The sequence below is a fragment of the Nocardia sp. CA-290969 genome (assembly GCF_050936135.1).
Classification (GTDB): Bacteria; Actinomycetota; Actinomycetes; order Mycobacteriales; family Mycobacteriaceae; genus Nocardia.
In genome coordinates, this window is sequence record NZ_JBNJNJ010000001.1 from 7735129 (window position 1) to 7747533 (window position 12405).

The window sequence follows — 12405 nt, forward strand, 5'->3', positions numbered from 1 at the left end:
GTCGAGGGCTCGTAGTCGGTACCGCGGTGGGGCGAGCGTCAGTTGTCGGTGTCGTCCTCGATATGTATTGTGGCGGCTTCGGCGGGACGGTTGTCCTCGCCGCCCCGGTCGCGGCGGTCCGGATCCTGCTCCAGCGATTCCGCTATGCCGAGGCGGCCGTCGTCGGCGCCTTCCCGGTTGCGGATCCGCAGGTCGTCCGGCGGGTCCTCGATAGTGCGTTCGTAGGCGCGGACCTCGTCCTCCTGGTCGTCGTCACCCATATCGGGCTCTCGTGGTTCGCGATCCATACCACCCAGTATGCGCCGCCGCGCGGGCCTGCCGAAGCACCGCGACCAGCGATGGCGAGCCATTCCGGGCCACCCCGGCGAGCCCACCCGGAAACGCGGCGACCCCCGGACCCGACGGGTCCGGGGGTCGCTAAGACGTATCTCAGGCGTTGCCGTTGAACAGCCCGGTCACCGAACCGTTCTCGAATACCTCGCGGATCGTGCGGGCCAGCAGCGGCGCGATGGACAGCACCGTGAGCTGGGGGAACTTCTTGTCCTCGGTGATCGGCAGCGTATTGGTCACCACGACCTCCTTGGCGCCGCAGGCCGCCAGGCGTTCGGCCGCCGGGGCGCTCAGCACGCCGTGGGTCGCGGCGATCACCACATCGCCGGCACCGGCCTCGCGCAGCACGTTCACCGCGCCGGCGATGGTGCCACCGGTGTCGATCATGTCGTCGATCAGGATGCAGGTGCGGCCCTCGACCTCACCGACCACCCGGTTCGACTTCACCTGATTAGGGACCAGCGGGTCACGGGTTTTGTGGATGAAGGCCAGCGGCGCCCCGTCCAGCGAATCCGCCCACTTCTCCGCGACCCGGACCCGGCCGGAATCGGGAGAGACCACGGTGATGTTGTCGAGGCTGTAGTTGTTGCGGACGTGCTCGGCCAGCTGCAACTGGGCGTGCATATGGTCGACCGGGCCGTCGAAGAAGCCCTGGATCTGATCGGTGTGCAGGTCGACCGTCACGATCCGGTCGGCGCCCGCGGTCTTCAGCAGATCGGCGACCAGCCGGGCCGAGATCGGTTCGCGGCCACGGTGCTTCTTGTCCTGGCGGGCGTAGGGGTAGAACGGCAGGATTGCGGTGATCCGCTTGGCCGAACCGCGCTTGAGCGCGTCGATCATGATCAGCTGTTCCATCAGCCACTGGTTCAGCGGCGCCGGGAAACTCTGCAGAACGAAGGCGTCGGAACCGCGGACCGACTCCTCGAAGCGGACGAAGATCTCCCCGTTCGCGAAATCACGCGCGATCTGCGGGGTGACGTGGACGTCGAGTTCCTTGGCCACCTGTTCGGCCAGTTCTGGGTGCGACCGTCCGGCGAAGAGCATCAGGTTCTTCTGGTTGTCGATCCATGACGCGGTCACTACTGGTTGCCATCCTTAAGCTCTGTTGCCCGATCCGGTATCTCATCGGCCGCGAGTGCCTTCGCCGCCGCATTCGCTGCAGCGGTTCCTGGACGTTTCCGCTGCACCCAGTTCTCGATATTGCGCTGTGCACCCCCGGACACGGCGAGCGCGCCCGGCGGGACGTCTTCCCGCAGCACTGTACCTGCTCCCGTATATGCGCCGTCACCCACGGTCACCGGGGCGATGAACATCGTATCGCTGCCGGTGCGCACATGTGACCCCACGACGGTGCGGTGCTTGCCCACCCCGTCGTAGTTCACGAACACGCTGGATGCTCCGATGTTGCTGTGCTCACCGATGGTGGCGTCGCCGACATACGTGAGATGCGGAACCTTGGTGTGCTTGCCGATCTCGACGTTCTTGGTCTCGACGAACGCCCCGAGCTTGCCCGATTCGCCCAGAACCGTGCCGGGCCGGAGGTAAGTGAAGGGCCCGACTGTCGCAAATGCGTCGATTTTGGCGCCCTCGCCGTGGCTGCGGATCACCCGCGCACCGTCGCCGATGTCGGAGTTGGTGAGTGTGGTGTCCGGTCCGATCTCGGCGTCCTCGCCGACCACCGTGGTACCCAGCAACTGGACCCCGGGGCGGACGACGGTATCGCGGCCGATCTTCACATCGGTATCGATCCAGGTGGTGGCCGGGTCGACGATCGTCACCCCGGCGCGCATATGGCGTTCCAGGATGTAGCGGTTGAGGGTGCGCGCCGCGGCGGCCAGCTGCACCCGGTCGTTGACCCCGGTGACCTTCGCCGAATCGACCAGCCGCGCACCCTGTACGGGATAACCGGCCTCGCGCGCGAGTTTCAGCACATCGGTCAAGTAGAGCTCGTGCTGGGCGTTGGCGGTGGACAGCCGGCCGAGCATGGTGCGCAGGACCGACACGTCGAAGGCGTACACACCGGAGTTCACCTCGGTGATCGCGGCTTGCTCGGGGGTTGCGTCGGCGTGCTCGACGATCTCGGCGACCTCGCCGTCGGTGTCGCGCACGATACGGCCGTAGCCGTTCGGGTCGTCGGGGACGAAGGTCAGGACCGTGACGGCGGGCCGTTCCGCGTAGCTGCGGTGCTCGTCCAGCAGCGCCGACAGGGTGTGCCCGTCGAGGAGCGGGACGTCACCGGAGGTGACGATGACGTCGCCGGTGAAATCGGCCGGCAGCCCGGTGAGACCCACCTGAACCGCATGTCCGGTGCCCAGCTGCCGCTCCTGCACCACCGGGACAACGGTGCGGTCCAGTTCGCTCGCCACCGCCGCGGCCTCGGCACCGACCTGTTCGCGGTCGTGCCCGACCACCGTCACCAGATGGTGCGGTTCGATGGCGTGCGCCGCGTACAGCGCGTGCGCCAGCATGCTGCGCCCGGCCAGGGGGTGCAGCACCTTGGGCTTCTTCGACCGCATTCTCGTACCGGCACCTGCGGCTAGCACGATGACGGCGGTCTGCTCCTGCATGAATCTCCCTCGGGCCGACGATGGTCATCGTGCACGCGAGCTCTTCCGCCGCCAGGACTCGAACCTGCCCAAATCGGATCGAGACCGAGCAATGGGATTCTGCTGAGATCTCCCGGGCAAACGAAGAGGCCGCCATGGGGAGGGGGTACCCCATTCGACGACGGCCCCGTGTCGCGCTGCACGGAGGATGAGCGTATCAGCCCTGCCGGGCACCGGCCCCGACGAGCACGACCCCGAAGGATCGGGCGCATACGGCCGTCACTGCAGAGAAAACCCCGGTGGCAGGACGGAGTACTGGACATTCGAACTGGTCACGCCCACGAGAGTGGCGGTCCCGTCGCCGTTCGGCCGATATACCGGTCCGCCGGAATCACCCACCCGGATGCCGGTGTATCCGTCACAACGCGTCCCGCTTCGTTGCCCCCACCTGCACAGTGCCCCGCCGGGCGCACCCACATCGGTCAGTTGCTCACCGCTCGGGAGGGTGTTGTGGGTCGGGGTGCCGGGGACCAAGGGGATCATGGCCCAATCCACGTCGGGTAGCCGGATCACCCCGAAAAGCCCGAGCGTGCAGTGCCCGGCGGTGAGTGCGACAGGCTGTCCCTCCGCATACCCCGTCGCCGTGACCGAACACAGACCGAGTGACGTGCCCGGGCCCACGGCCCACTGTGCCGAGCCCGATCCCGACCCCGAGCCCGATCCGGATTCCGAACCGGATCCCGAGGAGCCGGATCCCGAAGAACCGGGATCCACAGCGGACTGTGCCGAGGCATGTCCGGCGGAGAGGGTCGCGGCGGAGAGGACGGCAGCCGCGATCAAGGGAAGTGTGTTCACTGTCCTGCGCATGGCATGCCTTCCCGCCGACAGGTGGATTGCCACTTCTTGCTCCGCCGCCAGGACTCGAACCTGAACTATCTGAACCAAAATCAGAGGTGCTGCCATTACACTACGGCGGACTGCCACACCGGCGGGGCTCGGTGAACCCGCCGCTGTGTCCAGGCACGGCAACGATAATCGCATGCCACCCCGGTTTCCGTCGAACCGTGGGTGCCGGGACACGCCGGGCACGGGCCGGTCGGCTCGTCGCGGTGGTACCGACGGAGCCACGGCATGCCCGGGTGAGCTCGTTCGTGGCGGGTCTGAGACAGTGATCTCGATGGTTTTGGTCGCCGGCCGCAGCTGCGGCTGTACCGGTGACATCGGTAACCAGGGAGGCGGGAACGTTGTCGTCGGGAGAGCCGCGAACGGTCGGGGAGTCACCGGCCGGTGGGCCGGTAAAAGAGGGCGCCGAGCAGGTCGTGCCGGGCCGGCAGCGGATGACCGGTACCCAGCGGCGGCAGCAGTTGATCGAGATCGGCCGGGCACTGTTCGCCGAACGCGGCTACGACGCCACCTCCATCGAGGAGATCGCGCTCCGCGCTCAGGTCTCCAAACCCGTCGTCTACGAACACTTCGGCGGTAAAGAGGGCCTGTACGCCGTGGTGGTGGACCGGGAGATGTCGATGTTGCTCGACATGATCACCTCCTCGCTCACCAACAACCGGTCCCGGGTCCGGCTCGAACAGGTGGCGCTGGCGCTGCTCACCTATATCGAGCAGCGCACCGACGGCTTCCGCATCCTGGTCCGCGACCAGCCGGTCTCCTCGACCGACGGGCGGTATTCGAGCCTGCTCAACGAGGCGGTGAACCAGGTCGCGCATCTGCTCGCCGGTGATTTCGAACGCCGCGGATTCGACACCAGCCTGGCGGGCTTGTACGCGCAGGCGCTGGTCGGGATGGTGGCCACCACCGCGACCTGGTGGCTCGACGTGCGCAGCCCCTCCAAGGAAGTGGTCGCCACGCATCTGGTGAATCTGTGCTGGAACGGGCTCAGCCACCTCGAGGCCGACCCGCAACTCAGCTCGGAATGGCCCGCGGCCGCGGTGCCGCCGGCGGCGAACTCGCCCGGCAGGCAGCAGAGTTCGGATAACCGCGGTTGAACTGCCCGCGAACTCCGGTGGGCCGTCGAATCGAGAACCGTCCCCGGAACGGATGGTACGGTTCACGCATCCTTTGGGTGCTGTTCGGGCGGTAAGTCGGTCTACTTCGACAATGTCGGTCTACTTCAGGATGGCTGGTTATTGGGATGACAGGCGGGTCTGATGGCTAGGCAAGCGCGCGCGGAGATCACTCGCGATTCGGTTCTGGCCGGCGCTGCCGATGTCTTTCTGCGCTTGGGCTACGCCAATGCGAGCCTCAGCGAGATCATCGCGCAGTCCAATGTCACCAAGGGGGCCTTGTATTTTCACTTCGGGTCCAAGGAGGAACTGGCCCGCGCCGTGGTGGATCAGGGCCAAGAGCGGCTGACCGCGTCCTGCCAGGGATTCTTCGATTCCCGGGTCCCGGCCCTGGAAGCGGCGATCGGTATCACCTATGTGGTGGCGGATCTGTCGATGAACGATCCGATGGTCGGTGCGATGCTCAAACTGACCCACCAGATCGGCGACTACCGCGGCGCCAACGGTGACAACATCGCCAAGACCTGGGGCGAGACGTACAAGCTGCTCGCCGAGAAGGCGATCACCCAGGGCGACCTCCTCCCCGACCTCGACCCGGAAACCATCGGCCTGCTGCTCTATGGGCTCACCACCGGTATGCATATCGTCGCGGTCGGCACCGAGTCGATGGACCAGATGGCCTCCCGCATGGAACGCGCCTGGTACTTCCTGATCCCCTCCATCGTCCCCGACGACAAGGTCTCCTACTTCCGCGAGTTCGCCGCCCGCCGCCTCCGCCGCTACGTGCCGTAACATTGGCGCCGCCTCCGGCGGCGCGGGGGTTTGGCCCCCCTTGGTCCCTGCGTTCAGCCCGCGATACTCGCGGCTGCGCCGCATTGTCCCGCCGGCTGAACGCAGGGACGGGCCAAACCCTCCAAGTGCCTCGCTGAACTCGGCGCCGCCGCTGGGCGCGTCTGTTCCGCATCTGGTCTCCTCCGGATGACCGGCATCCGTGGTTCGGGGCCCGTCTCGTTCTGGAGCGACAGAGCGGGGGAGCGAAGCGGAGGAGCGTCGGAGTGAAGAACGAGACCAAGGGGGCCCCGAACCGGCGACGCCGGAGGCGGCGCAATATATACAGCGCAATATATATCGTCAGGAGTGAAGATGTCTGCCCCTCGTCCACCACTGGCGGGACTGGCTTCGGCGGCCGGTGCCGATACCGCGTTGCGGACCGTCGCCGGGATGCTCGGGCAGTCGCCGGTCGAGTTGGTGGCGCCGAGCGCGGTGCGGTCCTTCGTCGCGGCGACCGTTGCCGCCGAGCGGCCGGCCGTCGTGGTCACCGCCACCGGCCGGGAGGCCGATGATCTGACCCTCGAGCTCACCGAGATGCTCGGGCCGGCGGTCGCGCAGTTCCCCTCCTGGGAGACCCTGCCGCACGAGCGGCTCTCGCCGGGCGCCGATACAGTCGGGCGCCGGCTCGAGGTGCTGCGGCGGCTCGCCCATCCCGACGATCCGGTGTTCCCGGAGCCGCTGCGCGTCGTGGTGACCACGGTGCGGTCGCTGATGCAGCCGATGGCGGCCGGGCTGGGGGATATCGAGCCGATCGTGCTGCGGATGGGCGGCGAGGCCGATTTCGACGAATTGGTGTCGCGACTGGTCGAATTCGCTTATACGCGGGTGGATATGGTCGGCAAACGCGGCGAGTTCGCGGTGCGCGGCGGCATCCTCGACCTTTTCCCGCCCACCGCCGACCATCCGGTGCGCGTGGAGTTCTGGGGCGACGAGATCACCGAACTGCGGCCGTTCTCGGTGGCCGATCAGCGGTCGCTCGGGGAGGTCTCGCTGTCCACCGTGGTGGCGCCGCCCTGCCGGGAACTGCTGCTCACCGCCGCCGTGCGGGAGCGCGCGGCGGAGGTCGCGTCGGCCAACACCGCGGACGCCGCACTGGTGGAGATGCTGGACAAACTGGCCGAGGGTATCCCGGTCGAGGGTATGGAGGCGCTGCTGCCGGTGCTGCAACCCGGTGAGCTGCGGCTGCTCACCGAACAGTTGCCCGACGGCACCCATCTGCTGGTGTGTGATCCGGAGAAGGTCCGCACCCGCGCCGCCGATCTGGTGCGTACCGGCGAGGAGTTCCTGGAAGCGTCGTGGACGGCGGCCTCGTTCGGTGGCGACGCGCCGCTGGGCGCACACGGCCTGAATCTGGCGGCGTCGGCGTATCGCCCGCTGACCGAGGTCCGCGACAGCGCCGAACAGCGCGAACTGCCCTGGTGGACGCTGAGCCCGCTGGCGACCGGCGATCCGGCCGAAATCGAACTTCCGGTGCAGGCCGGCCCCACGGCCCGTGGGTCCGACGAACTGGTGGCGACGATCTTCGCCTCGCTGCGGGCCCATGTGACCACCGGTGGCCGCGCGGTGGTGGTGCTGGCCGGTCACGGTACCGCCCAGCGCACCCTGGAACGGCTCGGTGAGGCCGAGGTGCCCGCGGCATATTTGGAGGCCGGTGCCGAACCTGCGCCCGGGGTGGTGGGTGTGCTGTGCGGTTCGCTGCACGACGGGGTGATCTTCGGCGACGCCGGGCTGGTGGTGGTCGCGGAATCCGACCTCACCGGTAACCGGGTGACGGCGCCGGGCGACGGGAAACGGCTGCCCGCCAAACGCCGCAATCAGGTCGATCCGCTGGCGTTGAACGCCGGCGATATGGTCGTCCACGATCAGCACGGTATCGGCCGGTTCGTGGAGATGATCGAGCGTACGGTCGGCGGCGCGCGGCGCGAATACCTGGTGATCGAGTACGCGCCGAGTAAACGCGGCCAGCCCGGTGACCGGCTGTATGTGCCGATGGAATCGCTGGATCAGCTGTCCCGGTATGTCGGCGGCGAATTGCCCAGCCTGTCGAAGCTCGGCGGCGCCGACTGGGCGAACACCAAGCGCAAGGCTCGGAAAGCGGTCCGCGAGATCGCGGGCGAGCTGGTGCAGCTGTACGCCGCCCGGCAGGCCGCCCCCGGTCACGCCTTCGGTCCCGACACCCCGTGGCAGCGGGAGATGGAGGACGCGTTCGCGTTCACCGAAACCGTCGATCAGCTCACCGCCATCTCCGATGTGAAAGCGGATATGGAGAAGCCGGTGCCGATGGACCGGGTGGTGTGCGGCGATGTCGGCTACGGCAAGACCGAGATCGCGGTGCGGGCGGCGTTCAAAGCGGTGCAGGACGGGAAACAGGTGGTCGTGCTGGTGCCGACCACCCTGCTCGCCCAGCAGCATCTGCAGACCTTCACCGAGCGCATCGCGGGTTTCCCGGTGACCGTCAAGGGGCTGTCCCGGTTCACCGACCCCGCGGAATCGCGCGAAGTTCTCACCGGTATGGCCGAGGGTGAGGTCGATATCGTCGTCGGCACCCACCGTCTGCTGCAGACCGGCGTGCGCTGGAAGAACCTCGGCCTGGTGATCGTCGACGAGGAACAGCGCTTCGGTGTGGAACACAAGGAGCACATCAAAGCCCTGCGCACCCACGTGGACGTGCTCACCATGTCGGCCACCCCGATCCCGCGCACCCTGGAGATGAGCCTGGCCGGTATCCGCGAGATGTCGACCATCCTCACCCCGCCCGAGGAACGTCATCCGGTACTCACCTACGTCGGCGGCTACAACGACAAGCAGGTCACCGCCGCGATCCGGCGCGAACTGCTGCGCGACGGCCAGGTGTTCTATGTGCACAACCGGGTGTCCTCGATCGAGAAGGCGGCCCGCCGGATCCGGGAACTGGTTCCGGAGGCGCGCGTGGTGGTCGCGCACGGGCAGATGAACGAGGACACCCTCGAACGCACCGTGCAGGGGTTCTGGCAGCGCGAATACGACGTGCTGGTGTGTACCACCATCATCGAGACCGGCCTGGACATCTCCAACGCCAACACGCTGATCGTGGAACGCGCCGATTCGCTCGGCCTCTCGCAGCTGCACCAGCTGCGCGGCCGGGTCGGACGCAGCCGGGAACGCGGCTACGCGTACTTCCTGTACCCGGCGGAGAAACCGCTCACCGAAACCGCCTACGACCGCCTGGCCACCATCGCGCAGAACTCCGACCTCGGCGCCGGTATGGCAGTAGCCATGAAGGACCTCGAGATCCGCGGCGCCGGTAACGTGCTGGGCGCCGAACAGTCCGGGCACGTCGCGGGCGTGGGTTTCGATCTCTACGTGCGGCTCGTCGGCGAAGCCGTGGAGGCCTACCGCGCCGCCGCCGACGGCAAACCCATCACCACCGAGGAAACCAAAGAGGTCCGCATCGACCTCCCGGTGGACGCGCACATCCCACCCGACTACATCGCCAGCGACCGCCTCCGTCTGGAGGCGTACCGCAAACTGGCCGCCGCCCACGACGATTCCGCGCTGGCCGCGGTGGTGGAGGAACTCCTCGACCGCTACGGCCCGCTCCCGGTGGAGGTCGGCCGGCTGGTTTCGGTGGCCAAACTGCGGCTGCTCGCCCGCGAATACGGGGTCGCCGAGATCGCGGTCACCGGCACCACGGTCAAGATCTCCCCGCTCACACTGCCCGATTCGAAACAATTGCGGCTCAAGCGGATCTACCCCAGCGCCACCTACCGCGCCGCCAGCGGCGTGGTCCAGTTGCCGCTGCCCCGCGTGCAGGACAGCGTCGGCGCCGACCGGCTCCGGGATATCGCCCTGCTGCAATACCTGGCGGACCTGCTGCTGGCGCTGGACGGTAAAGCCGCCGGCGCGGTGGACCTCACCGTGGCGACCGAGGTGAGTCCGGCGCGATGACCTCCGATCCCGCGCCGGACCGGCCGGCGCGACAGCGGCAGCGAGCGGAATCGGCTCGTCCCGACCCGCGCGTTCTCGAAGCGGAAACGGCCACCGTGGCAGCGGGTTTGACCGAGGCCGTGGAGGTGATGGACCGGTTGTGGCGATTCGGCGGCTGGGAGGTCACCCAGACCCACGATTCGCTGCGCCCGTACCTGCTCGAGGAAACCTACGAACTCCTCGACGCCATCCAGGAAGCGGATCCCGGCACCATCCGCGAGGAACTAGGCGACCTCCTCCTCCAGGTCCTGTTCCATTCCCGGATCGCCGAGGCCGCCGGCGAATTCACCATCGACGACGTAGCCGCCGCCCTGGTGGCCAAACTAGTGCACCGCAGCCCGCACCTCGCGGACGCCACGGCCCCCGGTTTCGATCCGCACGCCTCGGTAACCGAAAAGGTCGCCGCACAGGAAAAAGCCTGGGAAGAACGCAAATCCGCGGAAAAGTCCCGTCGCTCCTGTCTGGACGGTATCGCCATGGCCCAGCCCGCCCTGGCCCTGGCGGAAAAGGTCCGCTCCCGCAGCGCCCGCGCCGGACTCCCCGACGATCTGATCCCGGAAGACCTGCACGTCATCCGGCTGGGCGGCCCGGAAAGCGCCGAAGAACGCCTCCGCAAAGCCACCCTCGATTTCGCCGCCGCCATCCGCCGAGCCGAGGACACCGCCGAATCCGACCGCGGCACCCGGCAACCACTGACTCCAGCGGACTGGCGCAGATACTGGCAATGAGCGAGCCGACGTGCCACGCGTCGACCCTGCACAACTCGCTCGATCCCGGGTACACACCAGGATCTGCCAGCGAACTGCGCAGCTTCCGGAAGTATCGGATTCAGGGCCCGAGCAGCGCGCCGCGTTCACGGCGGTGCTGTCCGAACTCGAGGCGATATTGTCCCCATCCTGCCGAGCCGAACAGCGATCCGGGAACTGAGAGGGCCGCTCAGCTGCTCAGCGGTTGCGTGTAACAGCCTGCCAGGTTAGTCGTGTACTCGGTCAGGCGAGTAGCTCGTCGGCCCGGTTGATCTCCAGGGCGTGGCGCAGCCATTTCTGCAACTGATCGAGGTCTTCGCAGGACATGATCGTGTCCCGGATCTCATCCGGCACGTTGATGCCGCGGGCGTCGAGGACGGTCAGAATCGACTTCGCTTCGCCCCTCGCTTCGCCCTTGGCTTCGCCTTCGGCGATGTATTTGCGGGCGAAGTCGCTGGTGAAGTTGTAGTCACGCAAACCGGTGGACATGAATGCCTCCCAAGCAGGACGAACAGCGCGCGGCAGCATCGTCAGGATGAAGTCATGGTATCGCAGGGCCGGGTCTGCCCCGAGCGTACGAAGGCCGGTGGCCAGGGCCGTCCAGATCTGGGCGTGGTCCGGGTGGTGCGGATGGGCCACCGCGGACAATACAGCCAGCTCCGGCAGTTCGGTGGCCACCTGTGGGTCGGTGACCACCGGTACCGCCGACGGGTCCAGGACCAGAGGCGTCAAGGTGGTCGGTGGGTGGCCGAAGCCGATATCCAGTGGCTTGGCCGCCCACTGTGCGGTGCGTCGGTCCGGGCATACGACGAGCAGGAGAACCGGGCATTTCATCCGGGCTCGCAAGGACATGGTGTACACCGGCCACGACCATGGTTTGTCCGAATCCGGCCGTAGCTGGATCTCGACCACTACTGCCAGCACGGTCTCACCACCGCGGCGGAACGCCACTACCGCGTCGGCGTAGTACTCGGTGGGCGCTACGACTGTCGCCCGCTCCGATCGGGATTCCACCGTCTCGTACTCGGGTAGTGGGCAGCCCAATGCCGACAGGAGCCGGGCGGCCAGATCAGGCCGTTCGGTGAACATATCGATGACCACTTCGTGCAGGGTCGAAGGCATGGCATGCACCGTAGCGCTCGGTGCCGACATCCGTTGAAACACAACGATTGATGAAGGCATCGCACAGAAGTGCGGTCACCGAGCGAAGAGCCGACCACCCTGGGGCCGGTCAGGCCGGGTCGGCGATGAGGTGCTGGTATGCGGTGTCGACCGGGAGATCCACCGCGAACCAGGCGGCGGGGTGGTCGTCGTTGCGGTGGCACCAGGCGGTGGCGATACACAGCCGGGGCGTTTCCGCTGCGGCCAGGCCGGGCAGCTGCCAGGTGATCCGGGCCGGATCTGTGTATCGCGCACCGTATTCGGTGGCCGATTCACCGTCTTTCGGCAGCAGGTCCTTCCATCGGGCGGGTACCAGCCGGCCGTGCGCGGCCTGTTCCGCGAGCAGCTCGTAATCCGGGCCGCCGATCGACACCATGAAATCGTCGTTCTCGGCGCTCACCGCCGCGAGGCATTCGCCGGAGTCCGGCCCTGCCCAGGCGTCGGCGGGCACATCGGTCAGCTCGGCCGAGACGGACAGGCCGGACAAGCGGCCGTGGGCCTGCACCTGCCAGATCGCGGCCCAGGTGATGACAGGAACGTCGCTGTCCCAGAGCGGTACGCAGACGCTTCCGAACAGCAGATCGACCGTTGCGGATCGATGCCGCCAGCGGTACAGCTGTGAGCCGTTCGTCAAGCGCCACACAGTATCGGGGTCGGCGGGTAGCTCCTCCGAATCGAGCGTGACGGAGAACTCGACGGTGCCGAGAGGCGTTTCGACAACAGGCGGACGGCGGTCCACCTGTGCCAGGTGGTCGGTGCGGAGCATGAGCCAATCATCCAGGCTCGCGTTCACAGGGCAGCGCTGGG

The 12405-nt window shown here is 67.4% G+C and carries 9 protein-coding genes and 1 tRNA gene; 4 read left to right on the forward strand and 6 right to left on the reverse strand.

Annotation, left to right across the window (positions count from 1 at the left end):
* Nucleotides 1-38: 38 nt before the first annotated feature.
* From ACQEVO_RS35340 to ACQEVO_RS35355, 4 genes are all read right to left on the reverse strand, one after another.
* Nucleotides 39-287 carry a hypothetical protein gene (locus ACQEVO_RS35340; RefSeq protein WP_432921882.1) on the reverse strand — a complete coding sequence of 83 codons (249 nt, stop codon included), beginning with the start codon at nucleotides 285-287 and terminating at the stop codon, nucleotides 39-41.
* 142 nt (nucleotides 288-429) lie between these two features.
* Nucleotides 430-1410, reverse strand: coding sequence for a ribose-phosphate pyrophosphokinase (locus ACQEVO_RS35345; protein ID WP_432921885.1), 981 nt, complete (start codon nucleotides 1408-1410; stop codon nucleotides 430-432).
* Nucleotides 1410-2897, reverse strand: coding sequence for a bifunctional UDP-N-acetylglucosamine diphosphorylase/glucosamine-1-phosphate N-acetyltransferase GlmU (gene glmU, locus ACQEVO_RS35350; RefSeq protein ID WP_432921888.1), 1488 nt, complete (start codon nucleotides 2895-2897; stop codon nucleotides 1410-1412). The genes ACQEVO_RS35345 and glmU overlap by 1 nt, the downstream gene beginning before the upstream one ends.
* An 885-nt stretch (nucleotides 2898-3782) precedes the next feature.
* Nucleotides 3783-3853, reverse strand: a tRNA-Gln gene (locus ACQEVO_RS35355).
* Between the two features lie 360 nt (nucleotides 3854-4213).
* Here ACQEVO_RS35355 and ACQEVO_RS35360 point away from each other — a divergent pair.
* The 4 genes from ACQEVO_RS35360 to ACQEVO_RS35375 all read left to right on the forward strand — a co-directional run bounded on the left by ACQEVO_RS35360 (nucleotide 4214) and on the right by ACQEVO_RS35375 (nucleotide 10419).
* Nucleotides 4214-4876 carry a TetR/AcrR family transcriptional regulator gene (locus ACQEVO_RS35360; protein ID WP_432923357.1) on the forward strand — a complete coding sequence of 221 codons (663 nt, stop codon included), beginning with the start codon at nucleotides 4214-4216 and terminating at the stop codon, nucleotides 4874-4876.
* A gap of 162 nt (nucleotides 4877-5038) precedes the next feature.
* On the forward strand, nucleotides 5039-5686 hold the full coding sequence (locus ACQEVO_RS35365; protein ID WP_280398363.1) for a TetR/AcrR family transcriptional regulator: 648 nt from the start codon (nucleotides 5039-5041) through the stop codon (nucleotides 5684-5686).
* Between the two features lie 351 nt (nucleotides 5687-6037).
* Complete coding sequence (mfd, locus tag ACQEVO_RS35370; RefSeq protein WP_432921892.1) at nucleotides 6038-9652, forward strand: transcription-repair coupling factor; 3615 nt, start codon at nucleotides 6038-6040, stop codon at nucleotides 9650-9652.
* A gap of 128 nt (nucleotides 9653-9780) precedes the next feature.
* Complete coding sequence (locus tag ACQEVO_RS35375) at nucleotides 9781-10419, forward strand: MazG family protein (RefSeq protein WP_432923360.1); 639 nt, start codon at nucleotides 9781-9783, stop codon at nucleotides 10417-10419.
* Nucleotides 10420-10680: 261 nt separating this feature from the next.
* On the opposite strand, the gene ACQEVO_RS35380 is transcribed toward ACQEVO_RS35375, so the two are convergent.
* Entirely contained in the window at nucleotides 10681-11559 is an 879-nt protein-coding gene (locus ACQEVO_RS35380; protein ID WP_432921895.1) for a hypothetical protein, read from the reverse strand.
* A gap of 109 nt (nucleotides 11560-11668) precedes the next feature.
* Entirely contained in the window at nucleotides 11669-12364 is a 696-nt protein-coding gene (locus ACQEVO_RS35385) for a hypothetical protein (protein ID WP_432921898.1), read from the reverse strand.
* Nucleotides 12365-12405 lie beyond the last annotated feature (41 nt).

Excerpts from the sequence above, each read along its gene's own strand:
- ACQEVO_RS35340 (WP_432921882.1), bottom strand. The coding sequence starts at position 287 with ATGGATCGCGAACCACGAGAGCCCGATATGGGTGACGACGACCAGGAG.
- glmU (WP_432921888.1), bottom strand. The coding sequence starts at position 2,897 with ATGCAGGAGCAGACCGCCGTCATCGTGCTAGCCGCAGGTGCCGGTACG.
- ACQEVO_RS35360 (WP_432923357.1), top strand. The coding sequence starts at position 4,214 with ATGACCGGTACCCAGCGGCGGCAGCAGTTGATCGAGATCGGCCGGGCA.
- ACQEVO_RS35365 (WP_280398363.1), top strand. The coding sequence starts at position 5,039 with ATGGCTAGGCAAGCGCGCGCGGAGATCACTCGCGATTCGGTTCTGGCC.
- mfd (WP_432921892.1), top strand. The coding sequence starts at position 6,038 with ATGTCTGCCCCTCGTCCACCACTGGCGGGACTGGCTTCGGCGGCCGGT.
- ACQEVO_RS35375 (WP_432923360.1), top strand. The coding sequence starts at position 9,781 with ATGGACCGGTTGTGGCGATTCGGCGGCTGGGAGGTCACCCAGACCCAC.
- ACQEVO_RS35380 (WP_432921895.1), bottom strand. The coding sequence starts at position 11,559 with ATGCCTTCGACCCTGCACGAAGTGGTCATCGATATGTTCACCGAACGG.
- ACQEVO_RS35385 (WP_432921898.1), bottom strand. The coding sequence starts at position 12,364 with ATGCTCCGCACCGACCACCTGGCACAGGTGGACCGCCGTCCGCCTGTT.